This is a genomic window from Bacillus sp. SH5-2, from assembly GCF_008368905.1.
GTDB lineage: Bacteria > Bacillota > Bacilli > Bacillales > Bacillaceae_G > Bacillus_A > Bacillus_A luti.
This window is the reverse complement of sequence record NZ_QOSD01000020.1, coordinates 101,833-119,915: the sequence shown is the minus strand read 5'-3', so window position 1 is coordinate 119,915 and position 18,083 is coordinate 101,833. Positions and strand designations below refer to the sequence as shown.

Sequence of the window (18,083 nt, the reverse complement as noted above, 5' to 3'; positions counted from 1 at the left end):
TATCCCTACTTTATGCAGTTTTTTTCTTCTTCCATAAAATTGCACCGATTAAAATAAGAACCGCTATCATAACAATTGTACCACCTGGTGCTAGATCCAGTTGATACGAAGCAAACATTCCACCAATTACTGCAATTTCACCAAATAAAATGGAAAAGAAAATGGTTTGTTTAAATCCTTTCGCAATACGAATACTTGCTGCAACTGGTAATGTCATTAAAGATGATACGAGAAGAACACCTACAACACGCATTGAGACCGCGATAACAAGCGCAACTAAAATAATAAAAATAAAGTGAATCCACTTTGCACTCAAACCAGTTGATACAGCATATTCTTCATCAAATGATAGTAAAAACAACTCTTTATATAATAAAATAATCGTTGCAATAACAACAATTGCTACAATACCGATAATAATTAAATCCGTACTTGTAACAGCACTTACACTACCGAATAAATAACTAAATAAATCTGTGTTAAATCCATTGGCAAGCGAAATGAAAATAACACCGATTCCCATTCCCGCTGAAAGAATAATTGGAATCGCTAATTCTTGATAATGCTTATATACAGTTCGTAACTTCTCAATTAGTAACGCTCCACCTATCGAGAAAATCATCCCCATATATAGAGGATTTAAAAATCCACCTGTAAAAATTGTTTTTTCGAGTAATAAACTTGCCGCAATACCTGATAACGTCACATGACTCAATGCATCTGCAATAAGCGACATACGGCGAATTACAACAAACACACCGATAAGGGGTGCGACAAGTCCTATTAAAATCCCTGCATATAAAGAGTGACGTAAAAAGTCATATTGTAAAAAATCTTGTATCATTATATCCTCCCGTGATGCTCATGTTCGTGTTCTAAACGGTGAACATGATGCCCATATAAAACGGACATTTCTGCATCTTCTAACTCTCGGAATTTCTCTACATTACCATGGAAATGTAGATGTTGGTTTAAGCATGCAACATGTGTTACCTTCTCGGTAACTGCTCCCATATCGTGCGTAACAAGAACTAACGTAATGCCCAACCTTTTGTTTAAATCCTCTAATATCTCGTAAAAGCTTTCTACATTTTTCACATCGATCCCAACAGTAGGCTCGTCCAAAATAAGCAATTGTGGATCACTTACAAGTGCGCGAGCAATAAATACACGTTGTTGTTGTCCACCAGAAAGTTCTCCAATATTGCGTCCTTGAAATTCACTCATACCTACATCAGCAATTGCTTTTTCTACTTTTTTCTTATCATCTTTCGTAAGAAAGCGAAAAAGACCTTTTTTCGAAACAAGTCCCATTGACACGACCTCAAAAACTGTTGCTGGGAAACCTGAGTTAAAACTATTTGCCTTTTGCGATACATAACCAACTTTATTCCATTCTTTAAACTTCTTACTATCAATACCAAACAATCGAATACTTCCTTGTTTTGGCTTTAAAACACCCAATAAACATTTAAGTAAAGTCGATTTCCCTGAACCATTCGGCCCAACTAAACCTAAAAAAGCCCCCTTCGGAACTTGCAAATTAATATCTTCTAACACGTTGCGATCTTCGTATCGAAACGTTAATCCTTCTATTTCCAATATATTATTCATAGCATCTCACCTATTTTAATTCAGAATGATTCCGATTTATATCTATTTGAATTATAGTACAGCTTATTATAGTTGTAAACCAATCTGCCTAAAATATATCTTTTATTTCAAGAAACCTTACTATTATAACAAAAAGCAGAGAAAAATTCTCTGCTTTCGATAAATATTCCTATAAAGTGAAACTTTAATTAGATAAGGCCATCACCTACCGATTGGTGATGGCTTTTACTGAATAAATTTTTTAGTGAATTGCCGATTTAAACTTACCACCATTTGTCTCTTGTGTACTCATAATCGTGACAAACGCATTCGCATCAATTTCATACACAATTGATTTTAACTTTGTCACTTCCAGACGCGTTACAACTGCATAGATCACTTCTTTTTCTTTATCCGTGTAACCGCCTTTCGCTACAAGCTTTGTAGTTCCACGACCAAGACGATGCAAAATCGCATTTGATACTTCCTCATATTGATCTGATACAATTAAAACGGCTTTCGTTTCATCTAAACCTTGAATGACTGTATCAATTGTTTTGAATGCGATGTAGTACGTCATAACAGAATACATAGCTTGTTCAACACCAAATACAAATGCTGCCCATGCAAAAATGAATAAGTTCACAAACATTACAAATTCGCCAACTGAAAAAGGCAATTTCTTCGTTAATAAAATACCCATAATTTCTGTTCCGTCCATTGATCCACCATGGCGAATAACAAGCCCTACACCAAGTCCTAAAATAAGACCACCAAACACTGTCGCTAAAATGGGCTCTGTTGTAAACGGCGGCACAGCATGTAACGTTGATTCAATAAATGCTAAAGCTACAATACCAAATGCCGAAGATAACATGAATGTTTTTCCGATTTGCTTATAACCTGAATACATAAACGGAATATTGAGAACAACAACCAAAGTTGAGAAACTTAACCACCAAATATTAGGAGTAAGATAATCTAAAATAAGAGAAATACCAATAATTCCACCATCAATAATTTTATTTGGCATTAAAAATAGTTCAATTGCTACCGCCGCACATGCTGCCCCAAAAACAATCATAACTAAACGATAAATAAGATGGATAACACTTTCTTTTCGATGTTGCTTTTGCTCCATAAGTCCTCCCTATACTCTTTTTCTATAGTTTTGTCCTTATATTATAACATACGCTTCTTTTTCTCATAAAAAAAGAAACTCTATACGAATATGTACAAGCTACGTACTCATATATTTCGATAGAAGAACGTGTGAAGGAGGATAACTCAATGAACCTCATTAAACAACTTGTAAATAAAAAATTAAATCATATTTCTACAAAAGAGTTATTGAAATATAGTAAAGAATATGAAGTTTCTATTACGACTGCCCAAGCCGATCAAATTGTTTTACTTATGAAAGGAAAGAATATTAACATTTACGATAATGACGAACGACTAGAGCTCTTAAAGCAAATAGCAAAAGTAACCTCCCCTGCTACTGCCCAACAAGTAAATACTTTATTTCAACAACTACTAAAATAAGGAGGGGAAAAGTCCCCCTCCTTATTATTGTGCTTTAATTTTTTCAAGAATTCCCTCATCAAACGTACCATTTTTCAGCATTTCGATTTCAAATTTATATGGTGGCTTCTTATCTTTTTTATCTTCACCTACATAAGGTGTTTCAAGAATTTTCGGCACGTTCATTAACTGCGGATGATGTACAATATGATGCAACGCTTTATAACCGATATGACCGAATCCAATATTTTCATGACGGTCCTTTCCTGCGCCGCGTACATTTTTACTATCATTAATATGAAGTACTTGTAAACGATCAATGCCAACAATCTTATCAAATTCGTTTAATACACCGTCAAAGTCATTTACAATATCATATCCTGCATCGTGCGTATGGCACGTATCAAAGCATACAGATAGCTTTTCATTATATTTTACACCATCAATAATTTTTGCAATTTCTTCAAAGCTACGGCCGCATTCTGTTCCTTTTCCTGCCATCGTTTCTAATGCAATGTTAACCGTCTGGTCTGGCGTTAATACTTCATTCAGCCCTTTAATAATTTGTTGAATACCAGCATCCGCTCCTGCACCAACGTGCGCACCTGGGTGAAGGACGATTTGTTTCGCCACACCTAACGCTGATGTTCTTTCAATTTCCATGCGAAGGAAGTCTACACCTAATTGGAAGGTTTCTGGCTTCGTCGTATTCCCAACATTAATAATATATGGCGCATGTACGATAATTTCTTCAATACCGTTTAGTTCCATATGTTTTCTTCCTGCTTCTATGTTCAATTCTTCAATTGGTTTTCTTCTTGTATTTTGCGGTGCACCTGTATAAATCATAAACGTCGTTGCACCGTATGAAACAGCCTCTTCACTTGCTGCTAATAACATTTTCTTACCACTCATGGAAACATGAGATCCAATCTTTAACATACAATCACCTCTTCAATATACAATAGATATAATGATAGCATAATTTGTAGAAATATGTAGTGAATTGTTTTTTCCATTCCCCACTGATTATTATCCCTGCAAATAGCGGGATAAAAAAAGATAAGGGAAGTCCCTTATCTTTTTTTATTGCTATATTTTCTCTTCACTTTGTCACGTTCTGTTGCAAGTTTACGTTTATAGTTCGGTTTTACTTTTTTCGGCTTTTTAACAACTTTTGTTGCCATAACGTCCATTTCATCATTTGGTTTTTTACGACTCTTACGACGACGACGTTCACCTAAATCTGCCCACTCATCTCCACGTAAATCTACATGTTTGAACTCGATATGACGTTGTTTTTCTAAGCTATCTAATGCTTCTTCGTTTGCTGGATCATAAATCGTCACTGCAATACCTGAATGACCTGCACGTGCTGTTCTTCCAACGCGGTGAACGAAGAAATCTAAATCTGATGGAAGCTCATAGTTAATAACATGGCTAATTCCTTCAATATCAATACCACGTGCTGCTAAATCAGTTGCAACAATATATTGGAATTCAAGGTCACGAATTTGTTTCATCATTTTTTTACGATCACGCGGTGATAAATCTCCGTGAATTCGTCCAACTTTTAAGCCACGTTCCATTAATCCGTCAGCAACCTGATCTGCCATCTTCTTCGTATTCGTAAAAACAACTGCTAAATACGGCTTAAATTGTAGCAACATTCTGTTCACTAAATCGATTTTGTTACGATGTTTAGAAGGTACTAAATAATGTTCAATATTTCCAGCCGCGACTTGTTTTGGATTGATATGAATATGCTCTGGATTCTCCATGTATTTCTTCAGAAACGGTTTTAGTTTTTGAGGAATTGTTGCAGAGAAAACTAGCATTTGCAAGTTTTTAGGCATGCGTGCTGCAATTTTGTCTACATCGTGGATGAATCCCATATCAAGCATTAAGTCTGCTTCATCGACAATAATCGTATTTGCTTTATGAACAAATAGTGCTTGTTCTTCTACTAAATCTTTAATACGTCCTGGTGTTCCAACTACAATATGAGGTTGTTTTTTCAACTTTTCAATTGATCGTTGTTTATCAGTTCCACCAATTAAACAACGTGCTGTAATCATTTGATCTTCCGCACAGAACTTTGTTAATTTCACGATTTCTTCGTAAATTTGTTGTGCTAACTCACGAGTAGGCGCTGTAATAACAAGTTGTACTTCTTCACGATTCGGGTTAATTCTATTCAATGTAGGAAGTAAGTATGCATGTGTTTTCCCAGAACCTGTTTGGGATTGTCCAATTACACTTACACCTTTTTTCACGACCGGGAAAATTTTCTGTTGAATTCCTGTCGGCTCTGTAAAGCGTAGTTCACGAACTGCATCTATTAAAAATGGTTTAAAATCATACTGTGTAAAAGTTTGTTGTGTCATAAGTTACACCTTCTTTCTAAATTTCTACTGCGCGCACAAATCAGTCAAGTCTACATTATATCGAAATCTACAAGTAAAATCCATCTTTAGTTTAGGTTTTTCCTTCAAAAACTAACCTTCTTTCCTCTTATTGCATATTGTATGTGTATACCTAACTGAAGAAAGGAGGATTTCTCACATGTTTCCAAAATCCCCCATGAGGCAAATGTATCCGAATCCAGGGCAGCAACCTTATACACCATATCCAATTCCACAACTACCACCGATGGCACAAAAAAAGAAAGGGTTTCTTGCTAAACTCTTTAAAAAACACGATCCAACCGAACCTTTCATGCAAATGGTTCCGCCTTATCGACAAATGGAAGGACCGCCGCCAATGATGCACCAACAACCACCACCTCAATATCGACAGCAATATCAACAGCAATACCAACAACAATACCCGCAGCAATACCCGCAGCAATACTCACAGCAATATCAACCATACATGCAGCATCATCCCGAGCAAATGATTCCCCCTCAAATGTATGAATCAAATGAAACGCGCGGCGGTGCAGCAACTACAGCTGCGTCAAGTAGCGGCATCGGTAGTTTTTTTTCGAATTTAATTTCGAATCCAACTAATATGATAAATAATATCGAAAAAGTATCACAAGTCGTTCAATCTGTAAGCCCTGTCGTCGAACAGTACGGTCCCATTATGCGTAACCTACCAAGCATTGTTAAAATCCTCACCTCTGGAAAAAGTACGGAAGAAGATCCAACCGAAGATCAAACTGAAGACCTAACAGAAAAGGTTGAGGTAGCAACTCCACCTCCTCCACAAAAAAAAAGAAAAAGAAAAAAAATGGTGATTGAGCCAGTCATAGAAAAAGAAGTACGAGAGGAGCCTGTTCAAAAAATAGCAACAAAACCAAAACTATATGTGTAACAATCCTTTGTTTTCTATCCACTCCTCCTTTATAATGTAAAAGACTATGCACAAAAGTATCCCTTGTTTAGAAGGAGAGGATTACTCACATGAAAATTGTTAAAATTTCCCCTCGTGGTTATTGCTACGGTGTTGTTGACGCGATGGTTATTGCACGTAACGCCGCATTAGATACATCATTACCGAGACCTATTTATATTTTAGGTATGATTGTTCACAACAAACATGTAACAGATGCGTTCGAAGAAGATGGCATTATTACATTAGATGGTCCAAGTCGATTAGAAATTTTAGATAAAATTGATTCTGGTACTGTTATTTTCACTGCACATGGTGTTTCTCCAGAAGTGAAGCAACGTGCAAAAGAAAAAGGTTTAACAACAATCGATGCAACTTGTCCAGACGTTACAAAAACACATGATCTTATTGAAGCAAAGAAAGCTGAAGGATACCATGTCATTTATATCGGCAAAAAGAACCATCCCGAACCAGAAGGCGCGGTTGGTATTGCACCTGATATCGTTCATCTTATCGAAAGAGCTGATGATTTAAAAACGTTAGAAATTCCAACTGATAAAATTTTAGTTACGAATCAAACAACGATGAGCCAGTGGGATGTTCAACATTTAATGGAGGACATTCAGAAAAAATTCCCAACAGCAGAATTCCATAAAGAAATTTGCTTAGCAACTCAAGTTCGCCAAGAAGCTGTCGCTAAACAAGCAGATGTTGCAGACTTAACAATTGTTGTTGGTGACCCAAAAAGTAACAATTCAAATCGCTTAGCACAAGTATCACAAGAAATCGCTGGTACAAAGGCTTATCGTGTGGCAGATGTAAGTGAGATTCAATTAGAGTGGCTACAAGGTGTAGAAAACGTAGCTGTTACAGCAGGTGCTTCTACTCCAACACCAATTACAAAAGAGGTTATCGCTTTCTTAGAGCAATATGACCCAATGAATCCCGCAACATGGGAGAGAGTTCGAAAAGTACCGTTACAAAAAATATTACCTCGCGTGAAAGTGAAAAAAGAACAATAATAAAAACCGTTGCCTATATGAGCAACGGTTTTTATTTTTTTATACAAATGTAAATGGATCTGTATGTAACTGCGAAGCATGAATGTGTACATTAAGTTTCTTTACATCTACTTTTTCTTGTAATTGCTTTTGTACACCTTGCTTCATTACTTTTTCAACGTTATGTCCTGGATCAACTATATTTAAACCGAGCATCATCGCATCATGAGCAACATGATAATACATGTCCCCTGTTACATATACATCCGCTCCTTTAAATTTAGCTTGATTGATGTATTTGTTACCATCGCCACCAAGTACAGCTACTTTGCGCACTTTATCATCTAATTTCCCAACAACGCGCGCACCCTTTACATCTAATGATTGCTTTACATGCTCTGCAAACTGTCCAAGTGTCATTTCTTCTTGTAAATATCCTATTTTTCCAAGTCCTAATGTTTCGCCTTTATTATCAAGTGGATACACATCATATGCTACTTCTTCATATGGATGTGCCATTAATATTGCTTTAATCACTTTTCGCTGTAGTGAAGCTGGAATGATCGTTTCGATTCGCATTTCTTCTACGCGTTCTAACTGCCCAGTTTCCCCGATATAAGGATTTGTCCCCTCTTGAGGTACAAACGTGCCTGTACCCTCGCTACTAAACGTACAGTGGCTGTAATTGCCGATATGACCAGCACCTGCGTCTCCTAATGCTTTTCGTACTTCTTCTACATGGGTTTCAGGTACAAACACTACAATTTTTTTCATTTCTTCTGCGTATGTCGGTGCCAAAACTTCTGTATTTTGCAATCCTAACGCCTCAGCAAGTAAATCATTTACCCCGCCTTTAGCAACATCCACATTTGTGTGCGCTGCATAGATTGCAATATCATTTTTAATACACTTTTCAATAATTTTCCCATACGCCTTATCTGTATGAATCGCTTTTAACGGGTTAAAAATTAAAGGGTGATGAGCAATAATGACATTCGCTCCTAATTGAATTGCTTCATCCACAACTTCTTCCGTTACATCTAACGCAATTAATACGTGCTGTACAGGTTTATTAAGCGCTCCAATCTGCAGGCCAATCTTATCTCCTTCCATCGCCAAATGCTTCGGATACATGCTTTCAAATAAGGAAATAATTTCATGGCCATTTGGAATTTTACTCATGATAAAACCTCTCCTATCATTTTCATTTTCGCTTCTACTTCCGCACGCTTCGCTTTTGTTTCTTCAGAATCAGCCGCACGTTCTAACTGTTTTAAAATATTTTGGAAGTTTTTTAATTCTCCTTCCCATTTTTCAACGAAAGCTTCACTTTTTTCTGTTATTAAAAATGGTCCCATAAACAATTCAGCTTGTTTATTTTCAGAGTAAGGCGCTGAAACATTTCCTCGCTCCCCTACTAAAATCTCGTAAATTTTCCCATCTTCTTTTACGATTTTTTCATGGATAAGCTCCCAACCATTCTCAATAAACCATTCACGAATGTGATGTGCGGCAATATTCGGCTGTAAAATTAAACGCGTTACACCTTCTAATTTTTCTTTACCACTTTCTAAAATGTCACGAATTAACGCTCCGCCCATTCCGGCAACCGTAATTACATCTACTTCTCCTGGCGTGATTACTGCCAATCCATTCCCTTTACGTACATCTACTTTATCTTGTAAGCCACTTTCAGCTACAGTTGCTTGCGCAGAGCGAAATGGTCCATCTACAACCTCTCCAGCAACTGCTTTTGTAGCAATATTATTTATAATTGTATAACACGGTAAATACGCATGATCCGATCCAATATCAGCAACTGTAGATCCTACTGGTATTTCACGTACAACTTCTTCTAATCGTTTTGAAAGCTTTACTTCATTCATGTATTTCCATTACTCCTTCTCTTGTCAGTCTGTCTCCATGATAATGAATTTATAGTAGTTGTTGCAAGCCCATAACAACAATTCACTTCTCTATCATTCATCGTATTTTAGAAAATATAGAAAAACAAGCCCTTTGCATAAGCAAAAGGCTTGTCATACGGAACTTTATTTTTTCTTCGATAACCAATCAGCTACTTTAGCAGCTTGATCAGCTGGAACTATATTTGGCGGCATATTTCCTTTTCCTTTCGAAATAACTTCTTGAATCTCTTCTTTCGAAAGCTTTCCACCAACTTTTTGTAAATTAGGTCCTACTGCCCCTTGTAACTGATCACCATGACAGCTCGTACAGCTTTGCTTCACAATATCCTCTGGTTTTGATGCTGTTTGTGCTGGCTTCCCGCCATTTTTTGCATCAGCTAACTCTTTAGATTTATTTAGCCCCTGAAATGAAAATACAAACATAACGATAATACCCAATGCTGCAATAAGAGCGAACGGAATCAGCGGATTACGTTTCATATCTCTTCTCCCCCCTCTATACCCCTAAATAGTTAGATGATTCAGTCATTTCCATTGTACTTGAAAACGCTCTATCAGAAAAGAGTAAACTACCACTTGTTAAAAATATTCCATAAATTCAGTTTATTGTTTTTTATTGTCATATCGCTTATTATTTCGATAATTATTAACGTTTCTCATCATATTTTTCACTTTTCTACATATATTTTTGTATAGAATAAACAAAATTAATCGAAAAATCGAAAAATGAGCATTTGCAAATCAAAAGACAATTCTGTAAAATAAATTACAAGAAATTGTAATCGTTGCCGATAGCTAAATTTTAACAAAAATTAACAAAATAAAAAAGTTTACTTCACAAAAGTGAAGTAAACTTAAAAAGAACCTATTCTAAGAAATCTTTAAGACGTTTACTACGGCTCGGATGTCTTAATTTACGAAGCGCTTTTGCTTCGATTTGACGAATACGTTCTCTCGTTACGCCGAATACTTTCCCAACTTCTTCAAGCGTACGAGTTCGTCCATCATCTAAACCAAAGCGAAGACGTAGAACATTTTCTTCACGATCTGTTAGTGTATCTAACACATCTTCTAATTGTTCTTTTAGCAATTCATACGCTGCATGGTCCGCAGGCGATGTTGCTTCTTGGTCTTCAATAAAGTCACCTAAATGGGAGTCGTCTTCTTCACCGATTGGTGTTTCAAGAGAAACTGGCTCCTGTGCAATTTTTAAGATTTCACGTACTTTTTCTGGTGCAAGATCCATTTCTTCACCAATCTCTTCTGGAGATGGTTCGCGTCCTAAATCTTGTAATAATTGACGTTGTACACGAATTAACTTATTAATCGTTTCAACCATATGAACTGGGATACGAATTGTTCGCGCTTGGTCTGCAATCGCACGTGTAATCGCTTGGCGAATCCACCAAGTTGCATACGTACTAAATTTGAAACCTTTACGATAGTCGAACTTTTCAACCGCTTTAATTAGACCCATATTCCCTTCTTGGATTAAGTCTAAGAAAAGCATACCACGACCCACGTAGCGCTTTGCAATACTTACTACAAGACGTAAGTTTGCTTCTGCAAGACGACGTTTCGCTTCTTCATCGCCTTCTTCAATACGCGTTGCAAGTCGAATTTCTTCTTCTGCAGATAGTAAGTCTACGCGACCAATTTCTTTTAAGTACATACGAACAGGATCGTTGATTTTAACCCCAGGTGGTACACTTAAATCATTTAGGTCGAATTCTTCTTCCGATTTTGCTATTTGGCGATTATTAGGACCTTCGTCGTTGTCATTGTCGCCAACTAAGTCAATCCCTTGTTCACCTAAATATTCATAGTATTCATCCATTTGATCGGATTCAATTTCAAATCCATTCATGCGTTCTGCAATCTCTTCATATGTAAGAACGCCACGTTTTTTTCCGAGCTCAGTGAGTTGTTCTTTCACTTGCTCAAGGGTCATTTCAGTTTCAATTTGTTTAGAACGAGCTGGTTTGTCAGCCATCTGTTCCCCTCCTTACGCGAGATACAAACATTCATTATACTAAAACTTTATCAAAAAAGCTATTTTCTCGCTTTTTGATTTTGTAAATATGCCACATAATATTTAGCAGCCTCTACAGGATCTGTTTTTTCCATTTGCTTTACTTTAAAGATGATTTCCATCTTCTCCAGTTTTTCCTGATGACGGCTGAGCGTCTCCAAATGGCCTTGTAACACTTCTTCTGTGTATTCTGGATTAATAAATTCATCCGTCGAAATATCAGTAATAATATTTTTCAACTTTTCATCAGAGAGCCAACTTAAAAATGTTCCGACTGAAGGTTCATTACCCTTTTCATAATATGCGTATAGTTCATATAAAATCCCTTTATGTTCTTCTGTATGAAAATCTTCTATATGAGGTTCCATACGAACGGCTACTTCTGCACTTTGCAACATATGATAAATAATTTCTCTTTCTGCCCTTTCAAAACCTGTTAACTTCGGTTTTGTTTGAACAATTTGAGACGGCTTAGAAACCTGCTTTACTTGTTTTTGCTGTACCTTTTGTTCTTTGCGATATTGGTGCAATTGATTCAAAAGTGTTTCCATTGAATACGAAAATTCTTGCGATAATGACTTCAAATAAGATTCCGCCTGCATCGCATCCTGTAACAACGATAACTCTTTTAAAACACTTTTTACATATTCTTCTTTGCCAGACTCATCTTGCAAATTTTTCCCTAAACGCAAATAATTTATTTTAAAACCAACAAAACTTATACTTGATTTCACAAGATTTTCAAAAGCTGTAGTCCCATATTGTTGCACATATTCATCAGGATCGAGCTTATCTGGCAAAGATGTAACTTTCACTTGGCAACCAACTTGCAATAATAATTGCCCTGCTTTCATCGTTGCTTCTCGTCCTGCTTTATCACCATCATAGCAAAGAACAACAGTTTCAACGTTACGTCGCAGAAGTTTTGCTTGTTCTTCAGTTAAAGCTGTTCCCATTGTCGCAACAGCTTCTTCCACACCACTTTTTACCGCAGCTAGTACGTCAGCATACCCTTCAAAAAGAACTACTTGCCCACGTTTTCTAATAAACGGCCTTGCTTGGTGGAAGTTATACAACAATTTACTTTTGTGAAAAATCGGTGTCTCAGGGCTATTTAAATATTTCGGAGTATCATCTCCTAACGCCCTTCCACTAAACGCTATCACCTTGCCTTGTAACGTATAGATTGGAAACATAACTCTTCCACGGAAGCGATCGTAATGACTCCCATCCTTCTCACTTCTTATGAGAAGACCCGCTTGTTCCATACTAGATAGCGATAAACCTCTTTTTTGTAAAATTTTCGTTGCCGCATCCCAAGCTGGTGACGCATAACCAATTTCAAACTTCTCAATCATCTCTTTCGTAATACCACGTCTTAACAAATACGAAAGTGCTTCATTTCCCTCTTCTGTATTTACTAATAAATGATGATAATACTTTTTCAAAAGTTCATGAGCCTGTTGCATGATGACAGTGTCATCAGATATGTCTTCTTGTTGTCCTTGCCCTGATGTATATTCTGCAACCGCAATTCCATTTCTTTCACCAAGCTTTTGAACAGCTTCAGTAAAAGCCAGTCCTTCCATTTTCATTAGAAAGGAAAATACATTTCCACCTTCTCCACACCCGAAGCAATGAAAAATCTGCTTATCAGATGAAACAGAGAACGAAGGAGAATTCTCACCATGAAATGGACAAAGGCCGAAATAGTTACGCCCCTGCTTTCTAAGTTGAACGTATTCACCAATTACTTCAACAATATCGGATGATGTCCGAATCTGTTCAACAACTTCTTCGGGAATTCTGTTCCCCATAACTCCATCTCCGTGTCGTATTTTGTATTCGATATAAATTAAAAAATTCCTTTATAATTCGACAATATTTTTTCTAAATTTGTTAGAAAGTGTTGTCGATTATGTTTCATAAACGATTTTGGACCTTTCACATCAGTCCCTTATCTGCGTAACTGCGCAGATACATACTTACTATATAAAATTGTATTCATTTGCTCATCTGTTACAAATGTGCCTCTTGGAGACAATAATATACACCTTTTTTACAAGAAGACTAGCAAGCCACATATCCTGTGTGATCACGAGATCTGTTACTTTTACATGTTGATCAATATAAAAATCAACTTTATATTGTTCAGAATCTACATAGATCCAATCGCCTTGCTGTTTTCCAGAGTGATGAGCATACGATGTGACAAACAAAATCTCGACATAAAACTTCGTTCCAACTCACACAATTTCAGCCTTCACGGGACATGCATCTGCATCAACTAATATCTTAATTGATGTTTTGCATATTTCTGTATTCTACATCCCTTCTGTGAATCCTTCCATAATGTGCGTTTTCTTGTATAGATTTTGTCGATTTAACGTAATTACATGTCTTTTCGTAAATCCTATCCCTAGTTTATTCTGAAAAATTAAAGTCTAAACGTAAAATATAGGTTTTTATCACAATTTTTTATTATAATATATTTTCTTCAACTACGCTACATATCCCTTTATTTTTTCATCTGACATTTCAGGATAACGAAACCCTATCTTTAACATAATAAAAAAGCAGAAGAATATAAGTATAACCACTCTGCCATAATCTATTACGAAGATAACAAGTATCACATTTCTCGCGAGCGAAAAAAGCACATTCACCTTTGGTAAATGTGCTAAAACATTTTTTGGTTCTGCACTGCATTCACAATAATATTTGCTGTTTCTTCAATCGCTTTATTCGATACATCAATTACTTGACAATTTATTTTGCTAACTACATTCTCAAAGTGATCAATTTCTTCTTTAATACGATTAATGTTTGCATATGTCGCTCCGTCACTTAATCCAAGTGACTTTAATCGCTCTTTTCGAATATGATTCAACTTATCTGGCGTAATTTTCAAACCGAAACATTTTTCTTTTGCCACTTGATATAATTCCTCAGGCGGATCCACTTCCGGTACAAGTGGTACATTGGCAACTTTTAAACGTTTGTTATGCGCTAAATATTGTGAAAGTGGCGTTTTCGACGTACGTGAAATTCCAATTAATACGATATCAGCTTTTAAAATACCACGTGCATCTCTACCATCATCGTACTTCACGGCAAATTCAATTGCTTCAATCTTTTTAAAGTATTCTTCATCTAATCTACGAACAACACCTGGCTCATATCTCGGCACTTGCCCTGTAATTTTTTCAATTTGATCGATTAGAGGTCCGATAATATCGTACGCCTCTACACCTTCTTTTGCAGCCTCTGCTACTAAATACTGACGCATTTCAGGCTTCACTAACGTAAAACAAATAATCGCTTGATTGCTCTTAGCAATTGAAATCACTTCTTTTAATGTCCCTGTATCTTCTACATACGGTACACGTCTAATATCAGGAGCAAATGGGAACTGCCCCATTGCTGCTCGAACAACTAAATCCGCCGTTTCTCCCACAGAGTCAGATACGACATATACGATTTTATTATCCATTACATTACCTCACTTTAAACAAATTACACTTACTCGTTATTTACTAAGTTTACAAACGCACGTGTAATATTTGTTTTTGTAATTCGTCCAATTACTTCTAGTCCTTGCTTCGTATCTTTTACAACTGGCATCGCATCAATCTGTCTTTCTATTAATTCCATCGCAATATCATATAAAGAATCCTCCCTGCGACACATCGCAATGTTTGGCATCCTTGTCATGATAATATTAACCGGAAGAGAGGTTAAATCCTGCTTCCCTAAGCTAGCTCTTAATAAATCTTTACGAGATACAACACCAACTAATAGAGTCGATTGATCTACAACGAATAATGTACCAACATCCTCTAAAAACATTGTACAAATTGCATCGTATACAGAAACATTTTTATCAATTACAACCGGTCTAGATTGGTAATCTTGTACTTTAATTTTCTTAACAGCTTCAGATAATAGCTGCCCCCCAGTTTTACCCGTATAAAAATAGCCTACGCGCGGACGCGCTTCTAAATAACCAGCCATCGTTAAAATTGCTAAGTCTGGTCTTAGCGTTGCACGTGTTAAACCCAATTGCGCTGCAATTGATTCCCCTGTAATAGGACCGTGATCTTTTACAATCTGAATGATATGTTCTTGCCGTTTATTCAGCTCTATGATAATCACCACCTTTAATGCACAACGAAAAAAGTTATACTATCTCTTAAATATTATATACTAAATATGCTATTCGAAAAAGAAAGTATGTAAAAAGGACCGTATACGGCCCAAAATTATATTTGAAACTTATCAAGTTGCTCTAAAAAACGTCTTGATTTCAAATAAATCCCGCAATATTCATCATAATATGTATTCAATACTAAACGCATTTGTTTTTTTGTGCTATCCTTCACTGATACATTACCAAGTCTATGTAAATCGAAGTGGTAGAAAAGGCGCAATAATTTATGAACGGCTTCTCCCACTGGTATACGATACTGATCTTGCTCAGCATGACGTGAGCACAGAAAACCGCCCTCCCTAACAGAGAAGGCGACAAAATCTGTTTCTTGATGACAAATCGCACATGTATCAAAGTACGGGCGCATCCCTAATACCGGAAGCATTTTCGTTTGATAAATTAATGATAATACTTCTGGATCAACACCCTCACACATATAATGCAACGTTTGATATAACATTTCAAATAAATATGGATTATGTTTTTTATCTTCTGTTGCTTTATCAGTTAACTCAACAATAAATGATGCATAAGCAGTTAAAAATATATCCTCGCGAATTTCTTTCATAGTTGAAATAATCTCGCCTTGTTGCAAAGTTCCAAGTCCAGATCCCATTTGAATAAGAAAATGACCATGTGTCATAAGTTGCGAAACAGATGCTAACCGGCTTTTCGGTTTTTTCGCCCCTCTTGCCATTGCACTTACCTTACCCAATTCTCTTGAGAATATTGTAACAATCTTGTTCGTTTCTCCGTAATCTGTCGTACGGATAACGATGCCCTCAACTTTTTGAAACATGTTCGTCACCATCCAAGGTTTGAACAAAACGGGTCAAGAAATTGGAGAGTCTAGATGCGCTAGCTCCTCTTCATGTTGATCCATCTCATCGTTTACGTCTTTTTCCATCTCTTTCAAAAGCAAGTACGTTTCAATGCTTCCTGTTTTGGAGAAAAACTTCCAGGTAAAATCTAGCATAAGAATCCACCTTTCTCAATAAGCGTAGCCTATAAACCAATTTCCTTTGTTGTTATTAAATTGACCCATTTTGTCCATTTTCATGTGAGAAAAATTTTTCCTAATTTATTAAAGTTCATAAAAACCAATAATCAGCGGACGAACAAACCATCCACTGATTATAGCCTCACTCTATTTTAGTACTCGTCTTCACGGAAACCAAGGTCACGAAGCTGTGACATCTTGTTACGCCAATCTTTTTGCACTTTTACCCATACTTCTAAAAATACTTTAGAACCAAGTAGCGCTTCAATATCGAAACGAGCGCGCTTACCGACTTCTTTTAACATCTTCCCTTGTTTTCCGATGATGATTCCTTTTTGCGATGGACGTTCAACAACAATCGTTGCATTTATATAAACTGCACCGCCCTCACGCTTTTGAATCGCATCGATTACAACAGCCACAGAATGCGGCACTTCTTCACGTGTTAAATGTAGTACTTTCTCACGAATAAGCTCTGCAATAATAAATCTCTCTGGATGATCCGTTACTTGATTATCTGGATAGTATTGTGGCCCTTCTGGTAAATACTTTTTAATTGTTCCAATTAAAGCGTCCACATTATTACCGTCTAATGCAGAAATTGGTACAATCTCTGCAAACTCATGTAGTTTACGGTATTGATCAATTAACTCTAATAATTGCTCTGGATGAAGTTGGTCAATTTTATTAATTACTAAAAATACTGGTTGTTTCGTTTCTTTTAATTTCTCAATGATGAATTCCTCACCACGACCAAATCCTTCAACTGCATTAACCATAAACAGAACAATATCAACTTCTTTTAATGTCGTTTGAGCCATCTTCACCATGAAGTCACCTAGTTTATGTTTAGGTTTATGTATTCCTGGTGTATCAATGAAAATTACTTGTGAATCATTTTCTGTATATACGCCTTGAATTTTATTACGAGTCGTTTGTGGCTTGTCACTCATAATAGCAATTTTTTGGCCGATAATACGGTTTAAAAATGTAGATTTTCCAACATTCGGTCTGCCAATAATAGAGACAAAACCTGATTTATAACCTTTTCTATTCATGTAAATCCTCCGCTAAAAATGCTCCTGGTAACAATTCTCCAACTGTCGTCTCTTGAACGTCACCATGTAAATTTGATAGGTATACTTTCGTATCCTGTTTACATAATTCTACCATAACTTGTCGACATGCTCCACAAGGAGGTACTGGACGCTTTGTATCTGCTACAATCGCAATAGCTACAAACTCTTTATCTCCTTCAGAAACTGCCTTAAATAAAGCTGTTCTTTCTGCACAGTTACATAAGCCATATGACGCATTCTCAACATTACATCCACGATATACTTTTCCATCGTGTGTTAATAATGCTGCACCTACTTGAAATTTTGAATATGGTACGTACGCTTGTTTACGCGCTTCGATTGCTTCTTGAATTAATTGTTTACTATTCATATTCCCGCAT

Annotated in this window: 20 protein-coding genes; 3 read left to right on the top strand and 17 right to left on the bottom strand. The window is 36.4% G+C overall.

The genetic code is table 11. The annotated features are described in order from the left end of the window. Positions 1–10: 10 nt before the first annotated feature. The 3 genes from DN410_RS15660 to DN410_RS15650 all read right to left on the bottom strand — a co-directional run bounded on the left by DN410_RS15660 (position 11) and on the right by DN410_RS15650 (position 2,734). Positions 11–844, bottom strand: a complete 834-nt coding sequence (locus tag DN410_RS15660; RefSeq protein WP_149177185.1) for a metal ABC transporter permease — start codon at positions 842–844, stop codon at positions 11–13. Then, positions 844–1,614 (bottom strand): metal ABC transporter ATP-binding protein, encoded by a 771-nt coding sequence (locus DN410_RS15655; protein WP_149177184.1) that lies wholly within the window; start codon positions 1,612–1,614, stop codon positions 844–846. The genes DN410_RS15660 and DN410_RS15655 overlap by 1 nt, the downstream gene beginning before the upstream one ends. A 241-nt stretch (positions 1,615–1,855) precedes the next feature. After that, positions 1,856–2,734: a YitT family protein gene (locus DN410_RS15650; protein ID WP_000435965.1), complete on the bottom strand. Its 879-nt coding sequence runs from the start codon at positions 2,732–2,734 to the stop codon at positions 1,856–1,858. A 149-nt stretch (positions 2,735–2,883) separates the two neighbouring features. Here DN410_RS15650 and DN410_RS15645 point away from each other — a divergent pair, with 149 nt between their 5' ends. Then, entirely contained in the window at positions 2,884–3,138 is a 255-nt protein-coding gene (locus DN410_RS15645; RefSeq protein WP_001048965.1) for a DUF2624 domain-containing protein, read from the top strand. Between the two features lie 24 nt (positions 3,139–3,162). Here DN410_RS15645 and DN410_RS15640 read toward each other — a convergent pair whose 3' ends face one another. Both DN410_RS15640 and DN410_RS15635 read right to left on the bottom strand, forming a co-directional pair. Then, positions 3,163–4,059: a deoxyribonuclease IV gene (locus DN410_RS15640; RefSeq protein ID WP_000912452.1), complete on the bottom strand. Its 897-nt coding sequence runs from the start codon at positions 4,057–4,059 to the stop codon at positions 3,163–3,165. Between the two features lie 134 nt (positions 4,060–4,193). Further along, positions 4,194–5,504, bottom strand: a complete 1,311-nt coding sequence (locus tag DN410_RS15635; RefSeq protein WP_149177183.1) for a DEAD/DEAH box helicase — start codon at positions 5,502–5,504, stop codon at positions 4,194–4,196. Positions 5,505–5,682: 178 nt separating this feature from the next. On the opposite strand from DN410_RS15635, the gene vrrA reads away from it, so the two are divergent. Next, positions 5,683–6,435: a VrrA/YqfQ family protein gene (vrrA, locus tag DN410_RS15630; protein ID WP_149177182.1), complete on the top strand. Its 753-nt coding sequence runs from the start codon at positions 5,683–5,685 to the stop codon at positions 6,433–6,435. A gap of 89 nt (positions 6,436–6,524) precedes the next feature. Further along, complete coding sequence (locus tag DN410_RS15625) at positions 6,525–7,475, top strand: 4-hydroxy-3-methylbut-2-enyl diphosphate reductase (protein ID WP_149177181.1); 951 nt, start codon at positions 6,525–6,527, stop codon at positions 7,473–7,475. A 39-nt stretch (positions 7,476–7,514) separates the two neighbouring features. Here DN410_RS15625 and DN410_RS15620 read toward each other — a convergent pair whose 3' ends face one another. From DN410_RS15620 to DN410_RS15565, 12 genes are all read right to left on the bottom strand, one after another. Further along, positions 7,515–8,636: a Nif3-like dinuclear metal center hexameric protein gene (locus DN410_RS15620; protein WP_149177180.1), complete on the bottom strand. Its 1,122-nt coding sequence runs from the start codon at positions 8,634–8,636 to the stop codon at positions 7,515–7,517. Continuing rightward, entirely contained in the window at positions 8,633–9,340 is a 708-nt protein-coding gene (locus DN410_RS15615; RefSeq protein WP_149177179.1) for a tRNA (adenine(22)-N(1))-methyltransferase, read from the bottom strand. Before DN410_RS15615 ends, DN410_RS15620 begins: the two co-directional genes overlap by 4 nt. A 165-nt stretch (positions 9,341–9,505) precedes the next feature. After that, entirely contained in the window at positions 9,506–9,862 is a 357-nt protein-coding gene (gene cccA, locus DN410_RS15610) for a cytochrome c550 (protein ID WP_097843969.1), read from the bottom strand. A gap of 385 nt (positions 9,863–10,247) precedes the next feature. After that, entirely contained in the window at positions 10,248–11,375 is a 1,128-nt protein-coding gene (gene rpoD, locus DN410_RS15605) for an RNA polymerase sigma factor RpoD (protein WP_000764060.1), read from the bottom strand. Positions 11,376–11,434: 59 nt separating this feature from the next. Beyond that, positions 11,435–13,231, bottom strand: a complete 1,797-nt coding sequence (gene dnaG, locus DN410_RS15600; RefSeq protein ID WP_149177178.1) for a DNA primase — start codon at positions 13,229–13,231, stop codon at positions 11,435–11,437. A gap of 195 nt (positions 13,232–13,426) precedes the next feature. Further along, positions 13,427–13,633 carry a DUF188 domain-containing protein gene (locus tag DN410_RS15595; protein ID WP_255446744.1) on the bottom strand — a complete coding sequence of 69 codons (207 nt, stop codon included), beginning with the start codon at positions 13,631–13,633 and terminating at the stop codon, positions 13,427–13,429. Positions 13,634–14,094: 461 nt separating this feature from the next. Next, on the bottom strand, positions 14,095–14,907 hold the full coding sequence (locus DN410_RS15590; RefSeq protein ID WP_149177177.1) for a pyruvate, water dikinase regulatory protein: 813 nt from the start codon (positions 14,905–14,907) through the stop codon (positions 14,095–14,097). Between the two features lie 29 nt (positions 14,908–14,936). Beyond that, the gene (locus DN410_RS15585) at positions 14,937–15,569 is read right to left on the bottom strand and encodes a transcriptional regulator CcpN (RefSeq protein WP_000583758.1); all 633 of its coding nucleotides are present in this window, start codon (positions 15,567–15,569) and stop codon (positions 14,937–14,939) included. 107 nt (positions 15,570–15,676) lie between these two features. Continuing rightward, positions 15,677–16,423, bottom strand: coding sequence for a DNA repair protein RecO (gene recO, locus DN410_RS15580; protein WP_000487010.1), 747 nt, complete (start codon positions 16,421–16,423; stop codon positions 15,677–15,679). Positions 16,424–16,456: 33 nt separating this feature from the next. Further along, on the bottom strand, positions 16,457–16,600 hold the full coding sequence (locus DN410_RS15575; protein ID WP_000883924.1) for a YqzL family protein: 144 nt from the start codon (positions 16,598–16,600) through the stop codon (positions 16,457–16,459). 176 nt (positions 16,601–16,776) lie between these two features. After that, positions 16,777–17,682 (bottom strand): GTPase Era, encoded by a 906-nt coding sequence (era, locus tag DN410_RS15570; protein ID WP_048531222.1) that lies wholly within the window; start codon positions 17,680–17,682, stop codon positions 16,777–16,779. Then, positions 17,675–18,073, bottom strand: coding sequence for a cytidine deaminase (locus DN410_RS15565; RefSeq protein ID WP_001086290.1), 399 nt, complete (start codon positions 18,071–18,073; stop codon positions 17,675–17,677). Before DN410_RS15565 ends, era begins: the two co-directional genes overlap by 8 nt. Positions 18,074–18,083 lie beyond the last annotated feature (10 nt).

Bases quoted from the DNA above. Each gene is read 5' to 3' on its own strand.
- DN410_RS15645 (WP_001048965.1), top strand. From the start codon at position 2,884: ATGAACCTCATTAAACAACTTGTAAATAAAAAATTAAATCATATTTCT.
- DN410_RS15590 (WP_149177177.1), bottom strand. From the start codon at position 14,907: ATGGATAATAAAATCGTATATGTCGTATCTGACTCTGTGGGAGAAACG.
- cccA (WP_097843969.1), bottom strand. From the start codon at position 9,862: ATGAAACGTAATCCGCTGATTCCGTTCGCTCTTATTGCAGCATTGGGT.
- DN410_RS15625 (WP_149177181.1), top strand. From the start codon at position 6,525: ATGAAAATTGTTAAAATTTCCCCTCGTGGTTATTGCTACGGTGTTGTT.
- DN410_RS15660 (WP_149177185.1), bottom strand. From the start codon at position 844: ATGATACAAGATTTTTTACAATATGACTTTTTACGTCACTCTTTATAT.
- DN410_RS15640 (WP_000912452.1), bottom strand. From the start codon at position 4,059: ATGTTAAAGATTGGATCTCATGTTTCCATGAGTGGTAAGAAAATGTTA.
- recO (WP_000487010.1), bottom strand. From the start codon at position 16,423: ATGTTTCAAAAAGTTGAGGGCATCGTTATCCGTACGACAGATTACGGA.
- dnaG (WP_149177178.1), bottom strand. From the start codon at position 13,231: ATGGGGAACAGAATTCCCGAAGAAGTTGTTGAACAGATTCGGACATCA.
- DN410_RS15620 (WP_149177180.1), bottom strand. From the start codon at position 8,636: ATGAGTAAAATTCCAAATGGCCATGAAATTATTTCCTTATTTGAAAGC.
- DN410_RS15650 (WP_000435965.1), bottom strand. From the start codon at position 2,734: ATGGAGCAAAAGCAACATCGAAAAGAAAGTGTTATCCATCTTATTTAT.
- vrrA (WP_149177182.1), top strand. From the start codon at position 5,683: ATGTTTCCAAAATCCCCCATGAGGCAAATGTATCCGAATCCAGGGCAG.
- DN410_RS15615 (WP_149177179.1), bottom strand. From the start codon at position 9,340: ATGAATGAAGTAAAGCTTTCAAAACGATTAGAAGAAGTTGTACGTGAA.
- DN410_RS15575 (WP_000883924.1), bottom strand. From the start codon at position 16,600: ATGCTAGATTTTACCTGGAAGTTTTTCTCCAAAACAGGAAGCATTGAA.
- DN410_RS15635 (WP_149177183.1), bottom strand. From the start codon at position 5,504: ATGACACAACAAACTTTTACACAGTATGATTTTAAACCATTTTTAATA.
- rpoD (WP_000764060.1), bottom strand. From the start codon at position 11,375: ATGGCTGACAAACCAGCTCGTTCTAAACAAATTGAAACTGAAATGACC.
- DN410_RS15565 (WP_001086290.1), bottom strand. From the start codon at position 18,073: ATGAATAGTAAACAATTAATTCAAGAAGCAATCGAAGCGCGTAAACAA.
- DN410_RS15655 (WP_149177184.1), bottom strand. From the start codon at position 1,614: ATGAATAATATATTGGAAATAGAAGGATTAACGTTTCGATACGAAGAT.
- era (WP_048531222.1), bottom strand. From the start codon at position 17,682: ATGAATAGAAAAGGTTATAAATCAGGTTTTGTCTCTATTATTGGCAGA.